The organism is Deinococcus proteolyticus MRP (assembly GCF_000190555.1).
GTDB classification, from domain to species: Bacteria; Deinococcota; Deinococci; order Deinococcales; family Deinococcaceae; genus Deinococcus; species Deinococcus proteolyticus.
Window position 1 is genome coordinate 231808 of the sequence record NC_015169.1, and the last position, 17375, is coordinate 249182.

The following is a 17375-nucleotide window of genomic DNA, read 5'->3' on the forward strand; positions in this document are numbered from 1 at the left end:
ACCGCCTCCGCAACCGAGAACGCCGCTGCGACAGGGAAAAAATGCCAGCGCAGGTCTCTCCTGTGCCTCTCCCTTGCACACCTCCGCGGCAACGGGTAGATTAAATAATCATTTTTGCTCAAATATTGTCAGGTTTTCGCAAGGCCCATTCGCCTTTTCCCCCGCAACGCCGACAGGAGGCACCGCTATGATTCAGCTTTCCCCCAACCTCGTTCGCCTGGGCGCGCAGGCCAGCAGCAAGCAGGAGGCCATCCGGCAGGTGGCCGAGCTGCTGAGCCAGGCCGGCCACACTGACCCCGCCTACTTTCAGGGCATGCTGGCCCGTGAGGAGCAGGCGAACACCTATCTGGGCAGCGGCATCGCCATTCCGCACGGCACCCCTGAAACCCGGCACTTGATTCAGAGAACCGGCGTGGCAGTGCTGCAAGTGCCCGGCGGCGTGGACTGGGGCGGCGACACCGTGCGGCTGGTGGTCGGTATTGCGGCCGCCAGCGACGAACACCTGGACATCCTGCGGCAGCTGACCCGCGTGCTGAACGACCCGGCCCTGGTCGAGCGCCTGAGCACCACGGGCGACCCGGCCGAAGTGGTGGCAGCCCTAGGCGGAAAAGCAGCACCGGCGGCCCTGGGCGGAGCGGCGGCACCGGCAGCCCTAGGCGGAGCGGCGGCACCGGCAACTCCAGCCCCTACGCCCAGCGACGACCTGCCGTACACCGCGCAGGTCACGCTGCCCAACCCGCAGGGCATGCACGCCCGGCCCGCCAGCCGGCTGGCCGGGCTGGTCAGGGCGCAGGGTGGGCGGCTGCGGCTGGCCCGCGAGAATGAGGCGCAGAGCGCCGACGCCACCCGGCTGATGGAAGTGCTGGGGCTGGGCCTGAAACAGGGCACGGTCCTCACCCTCAGCAGCGACAGCGAAGCGCTGCTGCAAGCGGCCCGCGACGCCATCCGCGCTGGCCTGGGCGATGACCTGAGTGCTGCTGCGGCCCCCGCAGCTCCCCAGGCCCGGCGCGAGCCTACCTGGGTTCCCGCGCAGGTGAGCGCCACGCTGGAAGGCGTGCCCGCCGCTGACGGTCTGGTCACCGGGGTGACCCGGCAGTACCGCCCGCAGGCCCTGGAGGTACGCGACGAGGGCGGAGACGACCCGGCCGGCCAGGCTGCCGCGCTGGACCGCGCCCTGGCCGCTGCACGCGCTGCACTGGACGTGACCATCGCCGATGTGCAGGGGCGCCTGGGCGCCGACAAGGCCGCTATCTTCCGTGCCCACCAGGAATTGCTGGACGACTCCGGCGTGCTGGAGGACGTGGCCGGATTGCTGCTGGCCGGCCACGGTGCCGCCTGGGCCTACCGGCAGGTGACGGACGAGCGCATCGCGGCCCTGCAGAAGCTAGATGACCCGGTGCTGGCCGGCCGCGCCGCAGACCTGGGCGACGTGCAGCGGCGGGTGCTGCGCGCCCTGCTGGGCCTGGGCGAGGAACAGCCGCTGGACCGGGGCGAGCCGTTTATCCTGCTGGCCCCGGACCTGACCCCCAGCGACACCGCCCGCTTGAGCCTGGACACGCTGCTGGGCTTCGCCACCGAAGTCGGCGGACCCACCAGCCACACGGCCATCATGGCGCGGGGCCTGGGCGTGCCGGCGGTGGTGGCGGCCGGGGCGGGCCTGCGCGATATCCCCGACGGCACCCCTGCCATTTTGGACGGCAGCTCGGGCCGGCTGTACCTACGCCCCTCGGAAGCCGACCTGCACGCCGCGGCAGAGCAGCGCCGGCGACTGGAAGCCGGCAAGCAGGCGGCTTTTGCCGGTCGGATGCAGCCGGGACAGACCCGCGACGGCACCCGCGTGGAGGTGGCCGCCAACATCAACCGCGCCGCAGACGCCGGCCCGGCCCTGGAACACGGCGCCGAAGGCGTGGGCCTGATGCGCACCGAGTTTCTGTATCTGGAAAGCGACCACGCCCCCACCGAGGACGAGCAGGAGCGTGAATACCGCGCCATGGCCGAGGTGCTGGCCGGCCGGCCCCTGATTATCCGCACGCTGGACATCGGCGGGGACAAGGCGGTGCCGTACCTGGGGCTGGAGCAGGAGGACAACTCTTTTCTGGGTATCCGGGGGATCCGGCTGTGTTTCGAGCGCCCGGACCTGTTTTTGCCGCAGCTGCGGGCCATTGCGCGGGTGGCGAAGGACCATCCGAACGTCCATGTGATGTTCCCGATGATTGCCACCCTGGCCGACCTGCGCCGCGCCCGGGGCATGCTGGAAGACGTTTGCCGCGAGCTGGATGCCCCGCGCATCCCGGTAGGCGTGATGATCGAGGTGCCCTCGGCGGCGCTGATGGCCCGTGAGCTGGCCCCGGAAGTGGACTTTTTCAGTGTGGGGACCAACGACCTGACCGGCTACACCCTGGCGATGGACCGGCTGCACCCGGTGCTGGCCCGCCAGGCCGACGCCCTGCACCCTGCCGTGCTGCGCCTGATTGCGGTGACGGCTGAGGCCGCGCAGGCCCACGGCAAGTGGGTGGGCGTGTGTGGAGGAGCGGCGGCCGAGCCGGCCGGAGCGCTGGTCCTGGCCGGCCTGGGCGTGCGGGAACTGTCGGTCAGTACCCCGGCCGTGCCGGCCGTCAAGGCGGCGCTGCGCCGGCACGACCTGACCCGCCTGCAGGAGGTCGCCCGCCAGGCCCTCGCCCAGCCGGACGCCGCCGCCGTGCGGGCACTGCTGGAACCGCTGACGGAGGCAGAAGCGTGAAGGTCCTAACGGTGACCCTCAACCCGGCGCTGGACCTGACCGTGCAGGCGCCCGGCTGGCAGCCTGGGGCCGTGAATGTGGTCCCACGTGCGCAGACCGACGCGGGCGGTAAGGGCGTCAATGTGGCCGCGCTGCTGGCCGACTGGGCCGCCCAGAGCGGCGAAGCGCTGAGCGTCAGTGCCGGCGGCTTTCTGGGCGCCGGCAACGCCAGTGCCTTCGAGGCGCTGTTCCGTGAACGCGGTATCGCGGACGTGTTCACGCGGATTCCCGGCGAAACCCGCCTGGGCGTGAAAATCGTGGACCCGCAGGCCAGCAGCACCACCGATTTCAACCTGCCCGGCGTGCAGGTGAGCGCGGCGCAGCTGGAGGAGATGCTGGGCCATTTGAGCGGGCTGGCCCGCCAGCAAGACGCCGTGGTGCTGGCGGGCAGCCTGCCGCCCGGCGTGCCGCCCGACCTCTATGCACGCGCCGTAGCAGCGTTGGCCCAGGGCGGCAGCGGCCCCCTGCTGGCGGTGGATACCAGCGGGCCGGCGCTGCGCGAACTGCTGCAGGCGGAGCGGCTTCCCCAGCTGCTCAAGCCCAACATCCACGAGCTGGAAGCCGCGCTGGGCCGTTTATTGCCCAGCGACGCCGACCGCCTGGACGCCGCACGGGAGCTGCTGGCACGCGGCGCCGAGTGGGTGGCCCTCTCGCTGGGCGAGGAAGGGGCCTGGCTGGTCTGGGAGGGAGGCGCGGTGAGGGCGCTGCCGCCCCGGGTGGACGTGGTCAGTACCGTGGGCGCCGGCGACGCGATGGTGGCCGGCCTGGTCAGTGCCCGGCTGGCTGGTCTGGACCCCGCAGCGGCCCTGCGCCGCGCCACCGCTTTTGCTGCCGGCAACATCACCCGCCTGGGCGCGAAGCTGCCCCCGTACGACGAACTCATGGCCCTGCACCCCCAGGTGCGACTTCAGAAAGGTTGCTGATTTATGGCGCAGATTGCCGCATGGATTGACCCCAACGGACGCATGACCCACACCCTGGCCGCCGCCGCGCTTCGCCGGGCCGCTGCGGAGGCCGGCCACACGCTGACCCTGCTGGACCAGCCCCCCCAAAGCCAGGTCCCCCAGAGTCCGCCGAGCGGCAGCGAAGTGCTGCTGTGGGCCGCCCCCCAGCCGCCCACCCTGCCTGCCGGTGAATTCTTCCAGACCACGCCGGAAGACCTGATTCGTGACGCGGCGGGCGTGCTGAGCCGCGCTGGCCTGCACACCCGAGCAAACGGAAGTGCCGCACACACTGTGCAGACGGTGAGGGCCACGGTGCCGGCAGTCACGCCGGTAGTCACGCCAGCACCGGCAAGCCCAGCGCCGGCGACTGTGGCGGCAGCCGCGCCAGTCAGCGCCAGCAGCGGCCCCAGCATCGTGGGCGTCACCTCCTGCCCCACCGGCATTGCCCACACCTTTATGGCCGCCGAGGGGCTGGAAGGCGGCGCACGGGCGCTAGGCCGCACGGTCAAAATCGAGACCCAAGGCAGCGTGGGGGCCGGCAACACCCTGAGCGCCGAGGACATCGCCGGGGCCGACGTGGTGATTATCGCCGCCGACACCAACGTGGACCTCAGCCGCTTTACGGGCAAACGGGTCTACCAGACTGGCACCAAGCCGGCCATCAGCGGCGGGCAGGCCCTGGTGGAGCGCGCCCTGGCCGAAGCGCAGGTGTACGGCGCAGCGGGAAGCAGCGCAGCGGCGGGCGGCGACTTTGTGGCGCAGGCAGCCGCAGCCAAGCAGGCCAAAAACGACGCGGCGGCCGGCAGTGGCCTGGGCGGCGAACTGTACAAGCACCTGATGACCGGCGTGAGCCACATGCTGCCGCTGGTGGTGGCGGGCGGCCTGCTGATTGCGCTGGCGTTCGCGTTCGGCGGCATCGATGCCGAAGGCCCCTTTGCAGAGGCGCTGATGACCATTGGCGGAGGCAGCGGCGCGTTTGGCCTGTTCGTACCGGTACTGGCCGGGTACATCGCTTATTCCATTGCGGACCGGCCCGGCCTGGCGCCCGGACTGGTGGGCGGGATGATGGCGCTGGAAACGGGTTCAGGGTTCCTGGGCGGCATCGTGGCCGGCTTTCTGGCGGGCTACCTGACCCGCTGGCTGAACCGCAGCATCCGGCTGCCGCGCACGCTGCAAGGGCTCAAGCCCACGCTGCTGCTGCCGCTGCTGGGCACCATGATTACTGGCCTGCTGATGATTTTCGTGCTGGGGAAACCCGTTGCCGCTGCCCTGGCCGCCGCGACCACCTGGCTCAACAGCCTGGGCGACACCTCGGCGGGGCTGCTGGGCGCCGTCCTGGGCGGCATGATGGCCTTCGACATGGGCGGCCCCATCAACAAGGCGGCCTACACCTTTTCCACCGGCCTGATTGATTCCAAGGTTTACGGCCCCATCGCCGCGGCGATGGCTGCCGGCATGACGCCGCCGCTGGCGCTGTTCTTCGCCACGCTGCTGTTCAAGAACCGCTTTACCCCCGACGAGCGGGAAGCGGGCAAGGCAGCGGGCGTGCTGGGCATCTCGTTTATCACCGAGGGCGCCATTCCCTTCGCCGCCCGCGACCCCCTGCGCGTGATTCCGGCCCTGATGGCCGGCAGCGCCGTGGCCGGAGCCATCAGCATGGCGGCGGGCTGCTTGCTGCGTGCTCCGCACGGCGGCGTGTTCGTGCTGCTGATTCCCGGCGCCGTGACCAACCTGCCCATGTACGTGGCCGCGATTCTGGCCGGCACCGCCGTCAGCACCCTGCTGCTGGGTCTCCTCAAGCGGCCGCTGGACCAGACAGAACGGGCCATCGCCGCCGAGGAAAGCGTGAGCCACCCCGCCAACTCGTAGCACAGGCCAGGCCGGCGGGCTCCCAGCAATGCGGGGGCCCGCTTTTTGATCTGCCAGCCACAGCCACCTGCCGGCGCGGATACCCAGCCACACGGTGCGGTAAAGGCGGAATACGGCAAAGGCAAGGTACAGCCAAGGCAAAGTACAGTGAGGGCAAATGCCGCGCCGCTCCCTTTTCCTCCTCTTTCTCCTCCCCGCCCTGTTGGCGGGCTGCTTCTCGCCGGGTGACGTGGCCGCGCAATGTGAGGCGGCCGCCCGTGAGCAGTTGGCCGCGCTGAATCCGCCAGCGGAACTGCGGGACTTCCAGCAACTTCAGTCCGGAGCCCACACCGAGCGCACCAGCGGCAAGACTGTGCACCTGGGCCTGAGCACCGGTACCCTGAGTGCCGAGCAGGCGGGCAAAATAGGGAGATGGCAGTACGCCTGCCGAGTACACGGCGCAGAAGTGACCCTGCAACTGGCCCCAGCAGCTGAGGCACCGGCCAGGCCCCCAGGCAGCGCCCCGTCCGACACGACCGCCCCGCCCACTTTCGACCTGGGCGGAGAAGGAGAAACCGACTTGTGACCTTGCCCCCCGAATATTTTGAGGATGTCTACGCCGCGAACGAAGACCCCTGGGACTTTGCCAGCAGTCCGTACGAGGCGGCCAAGTACGCCCGCACCCTGGCTGCGCTGCCGCACGAACGCTACCGCCGGGCACTGGAAGTGGGCTGCTCCATCGGCGTGCTGACCGGGCAGCTGGCGCAGCGCGCGGACAGGCTGCTGGCCCTGGACATCAGCGAGCAGGCGCTGGAGCGGGCCAGGGCACGCAACGCCGGGCAGACCCACATTCAGTTTCGCCGCGCCGGTTTGCCTGGTGGCCTGCCGGACGGCCTTTTCGACCTCACCGTGCTGAGCGAAGTGCTGTACTACCTGTCGCCCGCCGACCTGCAGCAGGCGCTGGATGAGGTTCTGGCCCGGCTAGAACCCGGCGGCACGCTGCTGCTGGTCCACTGGACCCCACGGGTCCACGACTACCCTCAGACGGGCGACGCCGTACACGAGGCGGCATTGGCGCGCGTGGGCCGGGGCCTGGAGCACCTGCACGCTGAGCGCCACGGCGATGAGGAGCAGGGCTACCGGCTGGACGCATTTCAGCGAACCCCGGGCCAGCCCGGCTGAGGGCCCAGCCGGGCCAACTCGGCCCGGACCTCGCGCAGCGCCTGCTCCACCGGCACCGCCGGGAACTGCCGGCCCCATGCCCCGGCCTGCCGCATCTGGTGCGCCCTCTCCAGCACCTGACCGAAGTGGGGAAGGCGGAGGGCCCCGGCCAGCTCACCGGGCGCCAGCTGCCACAGCTCGGCCAGCTCGGCGGCACAGACAGCCCTCCCCTGCCAGGCCCGGTGCAGCGCCGCTTCGGCCCGCGCCAGAGCCGCCACTTCGGCGCCGCCCGGCACCCGCCAGGACTCCGGGCCGCTGGCCCACTCCTGCAGCTGCGTGGACAGTCCCACCGCCACCCGTCCCGAGCGCCGCGCCGAGGTGTACACCCGCGCCGCCGGGGTGTGGCGCAGCGTCAGGTCCTGCTGCCTCAGCGCCTGCACCAGCGCCAGGTCTTCCAGCGCCGGCACGTCGGGAATGCCGCCTACTGCCCGGTAGGCCCGCACGGTCAGGGCCAGGCTGGCCCCGAAGTGCTGCCAGTGGCGCGGCCAGGGGTCGCAGGGGTCGGGGTTCAGTCGCGCCGTGAGTGCCCCCGCCCACCAGCGGTACCCGCTGTCCAGCAGGTGGGTGCGGCGCACGGCCGGCGGCAGTGCAGCCCGCTCGGCCGGGTCCAGCAGGATACGCCCGGCACTTGCCTGGACCGCGCCGGTTCGCAGCGGCGCGGTCAGCTGCCATAGCCAGCCAGGGTCAGGGCGGGTATCAGCGTCAGTACTCACGATGATGCCCGCCGGACCGGCCAGGCTCGCCGCCCAGTCCAGGGCGCGGCGCCGGGCCTCTACCACACCGCCCTGCGCCGTGTCCCAGTGTTCCTCACGCACCAGCAGCTGCAACTGCGGCCACTGTGCCGCTTCCAGCCGGGCCAGGGCGGCGGTCTGGTCCGTGGTGTTGTTGACCAGCAGCACGGCCTGCACAGGCAGCGGCTGTCCGGCGCCGTCCCGCTGCGTTCCCAGCGCCCGCAGCGCAGTGCCAATCCCCTGGGCCTCGTTCCGGGCCGGCAGGGCAACGACGGTGGAGTGAGGTGGCGGCGCGCAGCAAAGGTCAGACACGGATTTTCTCAGTGTATCTGGCCGGCCACTGGAAGTCGGCAGATCAGGCTGCGGTTGGCAGCGCCCTCACCTCGGCGGCTTTAACCAAACGTCAACAACCGGAAAATCTGACTTTCAATCTGCTGAGGCCAGAGTAGCTTAAGAAAACTTCGGTCCTTACCTGACCGTTGCCTTAAGCCGATATCCCCTAAGAAAAGGAGTCCACCCATGACCCAGTCCTCTGCTGTGCCGCCTGTTTCCACGCCGGCGCTGCTGGTTCTGTCCCACCTGCGCTGGGATTTCGTGTTTCAGCGCCCCCAGCACCTGATGACCCGCGCCGCCAGGACGCGGGCGGTGTACTACATCGAAGAACCTATGTTCGGTGAGCACCCTGACGAACTGCGCCGCAGCCGGCAGCCCAGCGGCGTGACTGTGTGCACCCCGTATATAGAGGCTGGGCACAGCCCTGCCGAGTCGCAGCGCCGCACCGCTGCCCTGCTGGGCGAACTGGTCCGCAGCGAGGGCCTGGGCGAGTACGACCTGTGGGTCTACACCCCGATGGAGCTGCCGGTGGCCGCCGAACTGCGCCCCCGCGTGACCGTGTACGACTGCATGGACGAACTGGCCAACTTCAAAGGGGCGCCGCCCGAACTGCGTGAGCGCGAGCGCCAGCTGTTTGCCCAGGCGGACGTGGTCTTTACCGGCGGGCATCGGCTGTTCGAGGCCAAACGCGAGCAGCACCCCAACGCGCATCCTTTTCCCTCCAGCGTGGAAGTCGCCCACTTTGCCCAGGCCCGCGCCGAGCAGCCTGACCCGGCCGACCAGCAGGTCATCGCCCGGCCCCGGCTGGGATTTTACGGCGTGATTGACGAGCGCTTCGATATCGAGCTGGTGGGTGAGCTGGCCCGCCGCCGACCCGAGTGGCAGTTCGTGCTGATTGGCCCGGTGGTCAAAATCGCCCCCGAAGACCTGCCCCGCGCCGACAACCTGCACTACCTGGGCATGAAGGGCTACGCCGAGCTGCCCGCCTACCTCAGCGGCTGGGACGTGGCGCTGCTGCCGTTCGCCCGCAACGAGGCCACCGAGTTCATCAGCCCCACCAAGACGCCCGAATACCTGGCCGCCGGCGTGCCGGTGGTCTCGACCAGCATCCGCGACGTGGTGCAGCCCTACGGCGTGGGCGAGCTGGCCCGCATCGCAGACAGTGTGGGCGATTTCGAGGCGGCCTGCGCCGCTGCCCTGGCCGAAGCGGGCACTCCGGCCGCCGCCGAGCGCCAGGCCCGCGCCGACGCTTTCCTGGCTGACCTGTCGTGGGACCGCACCTGGCAGGACATGGCCGCACAGATGGAACTGGCCGCCGAGCAAAAGTACCCGACTTCACACACAGACGCCGCGCAAGGAGCCGCCGATGACTGAACCCCGCCCCCAACACCCTACCCAAGACCTTACGGCGGCTGAACAGCTGGCGGCCGACCAGCAGGCCGGAGCACTGACTCAGGCTCCGGCGGCTCCGGCGCAGGATTTCGACTACCTGATCGTGGGTGCGGGCTTTGCCGGCAGTGTGCTGGCCGAGCGCCTGGCGGCCAGCGGCCAGCGGGTGCTGATCGTGGACCGGCGCTCTCACATCGGCGGCAACGCCTACGACTGCTACGACGACGCTGGCGTGCTGATTCACCCCTACGGCCCGCACATCTTCCACACCAACTCCAAAGACGTGTTCGACTACCTCTCTCAGTTCACCGAGTGGCGGCCCTACCAGCACCGGGTCAAGGCGAACGTGGACGGCCAGCTGGTGCCCATGCCGATCAACCTGGATACGGTCAATCAGCTGTACGGCCTGAGCCTGACCTCGTTCGAGCTGGAAGACTTTTTCGCGTCGGTGGCCGAGCCGGTGGAGCAGGTCCGCACCTCCGAAGACGTGGTGGTCAGCCGCGTGGGCCGCGACCTGTACCAGAAGTTCTTCCGGGGCTACACCCGCAAGCAGTGGGGCCTGGACCCCTCCGAGCTGGACGCCAGCGTGACTGCCCGCGTGCCGACCCGCACCAACCGCGACGACCGCTACTTTGCGGACGTGTACCAGGCGATGCCGCTGCACGGGTACACCCGGATGTTTCAGAACATGCTGAGCAGCCCCAACATCAAGCTGATGCTGAACACCGATTACCGCGAAATCGTGGACGTGATTCCCTGGCGCCACATGATCTACACCGGGCCGGTGGACGCTTTTTTTGACCATTGCTACGGAGCCCTGCCCTACCGCAGCCTGGAATTCAGGCACGAAACGCACGACGCGGAGTACCTGCTGCCGGTGGGCACGGTGAACTATCCCAACGACTACGCCTACACCCGCGTCAGCGAGTTCAAGCACATCACCGGGCAGCGCCACCACCAGACCAGCGTGGTGTACGAATTCCCGCGTGCCGAGGGCGACCCCTACTACCCGGTGCCCCGCCCCGAGAACGCCGAGCTGTACAAGCGCTACGAGGCCCTGGCCGACGCCCGCCCCGACGTGACCTTTGTGGGCCGGCTGGCGACCTACCGCTACTACAACATGGACCAGGTGGTGGCCCAGGCACTGGCGACTTTCCGCCGCCTGAACAGCGCGGCAGCTGGCGACCCCCAGGGCAGCGAACAGGCCGAGCAGTCCTGAAGCCTGCCAGCGGGCGCAGCGGGGGAAGAAGGTTCACCCGGCCGCTGCGCCCGCTTTCCTGGTACATCCCTGGCCGCGTGCCCGCTCCCCACTCCAAGGAGAACCTCCATGCAGATACACCGAGTCTCCAGCTGGACCGAACTGATGGAACTGCTGCATCAGGACGCCTGGAACGAGTCCCTGCAGCGTTTTCGCTCGCCCTACGTGTTCCGGGGGCAGGGGCGGCGGCTTCCGCTGACCACCTCGCTGCAGCGGCTGGGAGGCGACCCACGCGAACTGGAGCGGCACCTGGTGCGGGCCTTTCGCAAGTACGCCTACAGCAGCGTGCCGGACCGCGACCTGCTGTGGTACTGGCTGGCGGTGGGCCAGCACCACGGCCTGCCCACCCGGCTGCTGGACTGGTCGTACTCGCCGCTGGTGGCCCTGCACTTTGCGACTGCTTCCGAGGCGCTCTACGCCGAAGACGGGGTGGTGTGGATGCTGAATTTTGCCGAGACCAATGACAGCTTGCCCGCGCCGCTGCGCCAGCTGCTAGAACACGAAGGCAGCGCCGTGTTCACGGTAGATATGCTGGACGCCCTGGGCAAAAATGCCGGGGGCCTGACGCAGAGCCACCTGGGCTTCGACAGCGATACCCACTGGCTGGAACAGTACGAAACGGTAGCCGGGCAGCCCTTCTTGCTGTTTTTGGAACCGCCCTCACTGGACCAGCGCATCGTGCAGCAGTCGGCGCTGTTCTCCATGCTGTCCAGCCCGGACGCCCAGCTGGAAGACTGGCTTGAGACCCATGACGGCGCCATCAAGCAGATTGTTCTGCCGGCCGGGCTGAAGACCGAAATCCGTGACAAGCTGGACTAGGCCAACATCAGCGAGCGGACCCTGTTTCCTGACCTGGGCGGCCTGAGCCAGTGGCTGCGGCGCTACTACCGGGTGCGTGAGCACCAGAGCGGCCTTCAGCACCAGGCCAGCCTTGAGCATACGGGAAGCCGCTCAGCCAGTGGGCCACCCCTCGGCGGTCCGCTGGGCGAGAGCGAAACGGAGCAGCTCCGCGCTGGCCGCGCCCCCACCCCCGATGAAGCCCGGCTGCACCAGGACTGAGCGCGCCGGCCTGGAGCGCAGCCCTCAGGATACGGCGCTGCCCTCGCCCACGGAGCGGTACTCGCCGGAATCGATAATTTCGCGGATGGCCTGCATGGTGCCGCGTACATCGTCTTCGTTGTTGTAAAAGGGGATCGGGGCCAGACGCACGATGCCTGGCTCACGGTAGTCAGGGATAATCCCCCGCGCCCGCAGCGCCAGCGACACCTGCTTGTTGTGGTCCCACTGCAACGAGACATGCCCGCCGCGCTCAGCCTCGGCGCGGGGAGTGATGACCTGCATTTCGGGCAGCAGTTCGTCGGCCAGGGACAGCATCAGGCCGGTCAGCTCCAGCGAGCGGGCCCGCAGCTGCGCGAGGTCCACCCCTTCATACACCTCCAGCGCGCCTTCCAGCCCGGCCAGCGACAGGACGCCCGGTGTGCCCAGCTGGTAGGCGCCAGCGCCCTCACCACGGCTGTATTCGTTTTCCATGCGGAACTGACTGGTCTTGTCGTTGCCCCACCAGCCGCGCAGAGCCGGCACCGTACCCAGATGCCGCTCGTGGACGAACAGGCCGCCGGGCGCACCGGGACCGGCATTCAGATACTTGTAGCTGCACCACACCGCGAAATCCACGCCGTGGTCGTGAAACTGGTGCGGCACTGCCCCGATGGAGTGCGCCGCGTCCCAGCCCACCACGCACCCCTGCGCCTGGGCGTACTCGGTCCAGCGGGCCACGTCCAGCAGCTGCCCGGAGCGGTACAGCACGGTCGGCAGCAGCACCAGCGCAATCTCGTCTGTGATGGCGGCAGCGATGTCGTCCGGGTGCAGGGTGTGGCCGTCGCGTGAGGGAATCAGCCGCAGCTCGGCGCCGTTCAGGTCGGCCCACGAGCGCATGGCGTAAAGGTCGGTGGGAAAGTCCAGCTCGGTGGCGAGCAGGTGCCGGCGCTGGCCCTGTGGGCGGTAGAAGGTCGGCACCAGCAAATGGAGGTTGGTGGTAATCGAGCCGGTGGCAATGACTTCCTCGGGCCGCGCCCCGACCAGCCGCGCCAGAGCCGGCGAGAGGCTCTCGCTCAGGCCGAACCAGTGGTCCCAGCCCATCACGGCCTGCTCGGCCCAGTCGGTCAGGCGCCGTTCTACGGCCTTTTTCGCGGCATGCGGCATCAGACCCAAGCTGTTGCCGTCCATATAGATTCCGTCCGGCAGGGCGAAAGCTTCAGGCTTATAGAGTTTTGGCATAAACCAAGATAACGTGGCCCCCACAGGAAGACAGAGGTGTTTCCGGCAGATGCGGAAAGCGGGCGGCGTGCTTGACCACGAGTGGCCCATTTAGTCCCGTGTGCTGGCCGCTGCCTGATCCTCTTCCAGCTGACGGTAACCACACAGCGCGGCGACAGCCGCCAGTTCCGGCGGCACTCCTTGAAGCTGCAGCGCCACATCTTTGCCGCCATACACACCGCCGATGCGCCCTGCAACCGCTGCCGGGCCTGCGGACAGGGCAATATCCTTGCCGTCCCAGCGGCCCGAAAAGCGGCCACGCACTTCGCCCCTGTCCAAGCTGAACGCCACGTCGTCTCCTTCCCACTGCCCGCCCAGCCGCAGGGCTGCGCCCGCCGAATTCAGAGAGCCGCGCACGTCGAAGCCGTCTACGATTCCGCCCACCCGGCCCGATACTTCGCCGCCTGCGTAGCGCAGGTCCACATCCTTGCCCTGGTACACGCCGCCGATGCGCCCGCGCAGCCGCTCACCGTCCCAGCTCGCCCGCAGGTCGTAGCCCTGGTACACCGCACCCACCCGGCCCGACAGCTCGCTCATGGCAGCAGAACCGCCCTGGCCGGGGCGCCGTCTGCGCCGTGCAGCGGCAGCGGCAAGCAGACCAGCGTGTATTCGCCGGGAGCGACGTGGCTCAGGCTGAGGCTTTCGAGGATGTGGATACCGGCGCCGTAGGCCGCATGGTGGCTGTCGAGCGTCTTGCTGTCGAGCGGGTCCATGCTGGGCACGTCCAGCCCCAGCAGGCGCACGCCGCGCTCTCCGGCAGCCCGCACGAACTCGGGGGCAGGGAACATGAAGGTGCGCGGAAACTCGTCCCAGTGCGCCGGCTGTCCGGTGCACAGCAGCAGCCGGGGCGGCAGCTGGGCTGGCAGGGTATCCAGCAGCGACGCTTCTATGCGCTCGCCCGGCGGCACCCGCACCACCAGCGCCCGGCCCACGTACACGTCCAGCGGAATCTCGTGCAGGCGGGGGGCCGCGTCGTCGTAGTGCCAGGGGGCGTCCACATGGGTGCCGGTGTGGGTGGAGGTGGAAATCACACCCGTATTCACCGAATCACCACTGCTGATGCGGGCACCGGGCGTCACGGTAAAGGGCGCGTCGCCGGGCCAGTTGGGGTGGCCAGGGGTAAGGGCGCGGGAAATATCGAGAACCTGCATAAGCCCAGGCTACGGCAAGTCCGGCAGGCCGGCGACGCAGGCCCTACACTGGACAGCCATGACCAACAAAGGCGGAGTGCAGGAAAAAATGCAGGCGGCCATGGCAGCGCGGCCGCTGTGGCAGGGCGCGGCAGGGGCGGTGTTCCCGGACCATCTGCAGCTGCACGGGCTGAAGGCTGAGGGACGGCAGGTGGTCACCGCGCTGCCGGGCAAGCCGGGCGACCCGCAGCCGCCCGAGCTGCAGCCGGGGCAGAATCCGGGCGGCCTGACCCCGCAGCGGCTGCTGATTCTGGTGGTGTTGGGTGTGCTGTTCGGCGTGGCGACCAGTCTGCTGGGGCTGCCCTGGTGGCTGCAACTTGCCCTGGGGCTGGGCTTGGCGCTGGCTTATCTGGCGTGGCCCTCGGTGCGGCAGGTGCAGGCGATTGGGCAGTGGGCGCAGCGGGAAGAAGCGGTCACCCTGGTGCTGTCGGGCGAGGGCGAAGGCGTGGTGGTGCGCTCCGTGCATCCTGGCGACTCGGCCGCCACCCTGGCGGAGGGCGGCCGGGGGGTGGCGCTGGTGGTCTACGGTCTGCCACCGCAGGACCGCGTGCAGCTGGTACGGCAGGTCCTGGGCTATCAGGCCATGAGCAGGGGTCGCATGAACAGGACGCAGCGCTGACGACAAAGCTTCACCTTGAGATACCGCGTTCGCAGTAGCCGGTGTGCACGGTTGCCCGAGGGGCAGTCGCCGGCCCGGCAAAACATCCCAGGGGCATGCAGCTCAGGTGTCTGCGCCGCGGCAAATCCCTTCTTCCCTACCGGCCGCCGCGCAGGCACCGCCGGACCCTAAGTCTGCATGTCACGCAAGGCGGTCAGGTGCAGCGCCGCAGCCACGCCAGTTCGCTAGGTGGAAAACCCTGGCGCCGGCCAGTTCTGCTGCCCGTGGGTGGAGCATGCGTCAGCAGGTGGAACTGGACGCCCCCGGCCCTGTGAGGTGCACCTCTCCCCAAAGGCTGCGCCACCAGCAGAACCCCACCATTACGCTCCGCCGGATCGGGGGTGCCCTGTTGGCAGCACTGTGAAGCCGCTCAGCCAGGACAACCGGTCATTGTAAGATGAAGGCTGTATATAGATATCTCATTAAGATTACATAATATTAGCACTCAAAAATTAGCTCACAGACGCAGTATTTGAGGTTATTCTTGGAAAATCATGCCGCCTTGAGGGGGGAGGCTCAGCCTTAGAAGGAGATTTATGAAAAAATCTAAACTTAAGTTTATGGCCCTCATCCTGGGATTTGCTTTCACCGGTTGCGGCAAAGAGAACCTTCCCCTGAGTGGAGCAGCTGGCCAGCCCGAAAGCCGCCCCGTGAGTTCTGCGCCCCGTGACGCTGCCCCCACGGCCCCCGTCACTGCCGGGCAACGGCCCAGCGCAGCAGCCGCAGCGGCAGCCCATGAGGCGCCCCCTGCGGCCAGTCCCCGGGCCGCCGAAGACCAGGACCTGGGCACGGTGGACGACACGCTGAGTTCCCAGTCCGTGTGGTGGTGGGACGAAGTGTCCTTTTATGTGGTGGCCCACCCCGACGACTGGCAGCTGTTCATGAATCCGGACGCCTACGCCGAATCGCAGGAAGAGAACACCAAAATGGTTTTTATCTATACCACTGCCGGGGATGCCGGCCGCCGGTCGCTGACGCCGGGCGAATCGTACATCCTGGCCCGGGAAGAGGGCGCCGAGCGCAGTATCCGCTTCATGTCGGATGTCAGCACGGTGTCGCACAAGCCTGCGGTCAGAAGCCGGGTGACGGTGAACGGCCACCTGATTCGCCGGGTGACCTACGGCAACACGGCCAGCTATTACCTGCGCTTGCCCGATGGCGGAGCCGGGGGCCCCTCTCTCGCGCAGCTGCAAAGCGGCGAGGCAGCGCTGCTCACAGCGGTGGACAACTCGGCCACCTACCAGGGCTGGGCGGACCTCTCCAAAACGATTGAGGCGCTGGTGCGCAGAGAGGGCCGCTACACGGCCGCGCTGCGCTTCAATCTGGCCGACCCGGACCCTGTCATCAATGACAGCGACCACATCGACCACCAGACGACCTCACAGCTGCTCACGGAGCTGCTCCCCAAGATGCCCTGCGCCGAGCAAAAGCTCTACCAGACCTACAACACCTCCAGCCTGCCGATCAACATGACCACCGACGAGCTGCTCAACCATGCGGCCCTGTTCGGCGTTCTGGAAAGCGGCCGCGCCGACAAGGGCTTCCCCGGTTCCTGGGAACCGCTGCACAAGTCCTGGTTGGGCAAACACTACATGCGGACTATCCCTGCCAGCCAGCCGACCCCCTGCTTCTAGCAGCAGGTCTTGACCCCTGCGCCTCGGGAAAGCGTGGGGAGCAGTGTGGCCCCCACGATGTTCCCGGCGCTCACAGCTCGGTCCGCACCTCCCACAGTTCGGGGAACAGGACTATATCCAGGGCCTCTTTCAGGTAGCCGGCCCCACTCGTGCCGCCGCTGCCCCGCTTGAATCCGATCACCCGCTCCACGGTGGTCAGGTGGTTGAAGCGCCAGCGGCGGAACTGGTCTTCTACATCCAGCAGTTTTTCGGCCAGCTCGTACAGTTCCCAGTGGCGTTCCGTGTCGCGGTATACCTGCATCCACGCGGCCTTGACCGCTGGGTGCGGCACGTAGGGCTGCGAGTAGTCACGTTCCAGCACTTCCGCAGGCAGAGCAAAGCCGGCCTGGGCCAGCAGCCGCAGCGTCAGGTCGTAGATGCTGGGAGACTGCAGCGCCGCCTTGAGGGGGCCGTGCAGGTCTTCGCGGTGAGCGTGCGGACGCAGCATCACCTCGTTGCGGTTGCCCAGCATAAATTCCATCATGCGGTAGCGCTCGCTCTGAAAGCCCGACGCCCGCCCAAAGGCGCTGCGGAACTCCAGATAGTCGGTGGGCGTCATGGTTTTCAGCACGTCCCAGGCGTCCGTCATCTGTTCTTCGGCGCGCACCACCCGGCTCAGCATCTTCAGCGGCGCGTCGGTGATGCCGCGCTCCAGCAGCGACATGGCCGCAGACAGCTCATACACGATCAGGTTCAGCCAGACCTCCGAGACATGGTGAACCGCGATGAACAGGTGCTCGTCGTGCGCCTCTGTCACCGGTTGGTGGGCACTGCGCAGCACGTCCAGCTGCAGGTAGTCGCCATAGCTGAGGCTACGGGTGAAATCGCTGTACGCTTGGTCGGCACCGTTGGGGGCGCCGGGCCGCGTGGCCTTCGGCTCAGAATTGTGGGACATGCCTGCCAGTCTGGCACAGCTTGCCAAGGAGGCCAGTACCCAGACACCCATACAGCAAAACGCCGGCCCTGACAGGCACCGGCGTTCGGGAAAAAGCGGAAGCGGCGAAGCCCCGGCCAAGAGGCTTAGGCCCGGGAGCC

Annotated in this window: 15 protein-coding genes; 10 read left to right on the top strand and 5 right to left on the bottom strand. The window is 68.3% G+C overall.

Annotation, left to right across the window (positions count from 1 at the left end; genetic code table 11):
- Positions 1 to 187 precede the first annotated feature (187 nt).
- From ptsP to DEIPR_RS11270, 5 genes are all read left to right on the top strand, one after another.
- The gene (gene ptsP / locus DEIPR_RS11250) at positions 188 to 2740 is read left to right on the top strand and encodes a phosphoenolpyruvate--protein phosphotransferase (protein WP_013623080.1); all 2553 of its coding nucleotides are present in this window, start codon (positions 188 to 190) and stop codon (positions 2738 to 2740) included.
- Positions 2737 to 3702, top strand: coding sequence for a 1-phosphofructokinase (gene pfkB / locus DEIPR_RS11255; protein ID WP_013623081.1), 966 nt, complete (start codon positions 2737 to 2739; stop codon positions 3700 to 3702). The genes ptsP and pfkB overlap by 4 nt, the downstream gene beginning before the upstream one ends.
- Before the next feature lie 3 nt (positions 3703 to 3705).
- Positions 3706 to 5592, top strand: a complete 1887-nt coding sequence (locus DEIPR_RS11260) for a PTS fructose transporter subunit IIC (protein ID WP_013623082.1) — start codon at positions 3706 to 3708, stop codon at positions 5590 to 5592.
- A gap of 157 nt (positions 5593 to 5749) precedes the next feature.
- Positions 5750 to 6157 carry a hypothetical protein gene (locus tag DEIPR_RS11265; protein WP_013623083.1) on the top strand — a complete coding sequence of 136 codons (408 nt, stop codon included), beginning with the start codon at positions 5750 to 5752 and terminating at the stop codon, positions 6155 to 6157.
- Positions 6154 to 6753: a class I SAM-dependent DNA methyltransferase gene (locus tag DEIPR_RS11270; RefSeq protein ID WP_013623084.1), complete on the top strand. Its 600-nt coding sequence runs from the start codon at positions 6154 to 6156 to the stop codon at positions 6751 to 6753. The genes DEIPR_RS11265 and DEIPR_RS11270 overlap by 4 nt, the downstream gene beginning before the upstream one ends.
- On the opposite strand, the gene DEIPR_RS11275 is transcribed toward DEIPR_RS11270, so the two are convergent.
- Complete coding sequence (locus DEIPR_RS11275; RefSeq protein ID WP_013623085.1) at positions 6726 to 7835, bottom strand: glycosyltransferase family 2 protein; 1110 nt, start codon at positions 7833 to 7835, stop codon at positions 6726 to 6728. The genes DEIPR_RS11270 and DEIPR_RS11275 overlap by 28 nt on opposite strands.
- A gap of 207 nt (positions 7836 to 8042) precedes the next feature.
- On the opposite strand from DEIPR_RS11275, the gene DEIPR_RS11280 reads away from it, so the two are divergent.
- From DEIPR_RS11280 to DEIPR_RS11290, 3 genes are all read left to right on the top strand, one after another.
- Positions 8043 to 9230: a glycosyltransferase family 1 protein gene (locus tag DEIPR_RS11280; RefSeq protein WP_013623086.1), complete on the top strand. Its 1188-nt coding sequence runs from the start codon at positions 8043 to 8045 to the stop codon at positions 9228 to 9230.
- Positions 9223 to 10464, top strand: coding sequence for a UDP-galactopyranose mutase (glf, locus tag DEIPR_RS11285; RefSeq protein ID WP_013623087.1), 1242 nt, complete (start codon positions 9223 to 9225; stop codon positions 10462 to 10464). The genes DEIPR_RS11280 and glf overlap by 8 nt, the downstream gene beginning before the upstream one ends.
- A gap of 108 nt (positions 10465 to 10572) precedes the next feature.
- On the top strand, positions 10573 to 11322 hold the full coding sequence (locus DEIPR_RS11290; protein WP_342626728.1) for an FRG domain-containing protein: 750 nt from the start codon (positions 10573 to 10575) through the stop codon (positions 11320 to 11322).
- Positions 11323 to 11586: 264 nt separating this feature from the next.
- Here DEIPR_RS11290 and kynU read toward each other — a convergent pair whose 3' ends face one another.
- From kynU to DEIPR_RS11305, 3 genes are all read right to left on the bottom strand, one after another.
- Positions 11587 to 12780 (bottom strand): kynureninase, encoded by a 1194-nt coding sequence (kynU, locus tag DEIPR_RS11295; protein WP_041222967.1) that lies wholly within the window; start codon positions 12778 to 12780, stop codon positions 11587 to 11589.
- A 90-nt stretch (positions 12781 to 12870) separates the two neighbouring features.
- A complete protein-coding gene (locus DEIPR_RS11300) occupies positions 12871 to 13356 on the bottom strand; it encodes a hypothetical protein (protein ID WP_013623089.1) in 486 nt (161 codons plus the stop codon).
- Positions 13353 to 13970 carry a cyclase family protein gene (locus DEIPR_RS11305; protein ID WP_013623090.1) on the bottom strand — a complete coding sequence of 206 codons (618 nt, stop codon included), beginning with the start codon at positions 13968 to 13970 and terminating at the stop codon, positions 13353 to 13355. The genes DEIPR_RS11300 and DEIPR_RS11305 overlap by 4 nt, the downstream gene beginning before the upstream one ends.
- A gap of 58 nt (positions 13971 to 14028) precedes the next feature.
- Between DEIPR_RS11305 and DEIPR_RS11310 the strand changes: the two genes are divergently transcribed.
- Both DEIPR_RS11310 and DEIPR_RS11315 read left to right on the top strand, forming a co-directional pair.
- Positions 14029 to 14628, top strand: coding sequence for a hypothetical protein (locus tag DEIPR_RS11310; RefSeq protein ID WP_013623091.1), 600 nt, complete (start codon positions 14029 to 14031; stop codon positions 14626 to 14628).
- Between the two features lie 689 nt (positions 14629 to 15317).
- Positions 15318 to 16301: a PIG-L family deacetylase gene (locus tag DEIPR_RS11315; protein ID WP_148231958.1), complete on the top strand. Its 984-nt coding sequence runs from the start codon at positions 15318 to 15320 to the stop codon at positions 16299 to 16301.
- 70 nt (positions 16302 to 16371) lie between these two features.
- On the opposite strand, the gene kynA is transcribed toward DEIPR_RS11315, so the two are convergent.
- Complete coding sequence (gene kynA / locus DEIPR_RS11320; protein WP_013623093.1) at positions 16372 to 17235, bottom strand: tryptophan 2,3-dioxygenase; 864 nt, start codon at positions 17233 to 17235, stop codon at positions 16372 to 16374.
- Positions 17236 to 17375: the final 140 nt, after the last annotated feature.

Coding starts and splice junctions, on each gene's coding strand:
- ptsP (WP_013623080.1), top strand. CDS start 188: ATGATTCAGCTTTCCCCCAACCTCGTTCGCCTGGGCGCGCAGGCCAGC.
- DEIPR_RS11260 (WP_013623082.1), top strand. CDS start 3,706: ATGGCGCAGATTGCCGCATGGATTGACCCCAACGGACGCATGACCCAC.
- DEIPR_RS11265 (WP_013623083.1), top strand. CDS start 5,750: ATGCCGCGCCGCTCCCTTTTCCTCCTCTTTCTCCTCCCCGCCCTGTTG.
- DEIPR_RS11280 (WP_013623086.1), top strand. CDS start 8,043: ATGACCCAGTCCTCTGCTGTGCCGCCTGTTTCCACGCCGGCGCTGCTG.
- glf (WP_013623087.1), top strand. CDS start 9,223: ATGACTGAACCCCGCCCCCAACACCCTACCCAAGACCTTACGGCGGCT.
- DEIPR_RS11290 (WP_342626728.1), top strand. CDS start 10,573: ATGCAGATACACCGAGTCTCCAGCTGGACCGAACTGATGGAACTGCTG.
- kynU (WP_041222967.1), bottom strand. CDS start 12,780: ATGCCAAAACTCTATAAGCCTGAAGCTTTCGCCCTGCCGGACGGAATC.
- DEIPR_RS11300 (WP_013623089.1), bottom strand. CDS start 13,356: ATGAGCGAGCTGTCGGGCCGGGTGGGTGCGGTGTACCAGGGCTACGAC.
- DEIPR_RS11305 (WP_013623090.1), bottom strand. CDS start 13,970: ATGCAGGTTCTCGATATTTCCCGCGCCCTTACCCCTGGCCACCCCAAC.
- DEIPR_RS11310 (WP_013623091.1), top strand. CDS start 14,029: ATGACCAACAAAGGCGGAGTGCAGGAAAAAATGCAGGCGGCCATGGCA.
- kynA (WP_013623093.1), bottom strand. CDS start 17,235: ATGTCCCACAATTCTGAGCCGAAGGCCACGCGGCCCGGCGCCCCCAAC.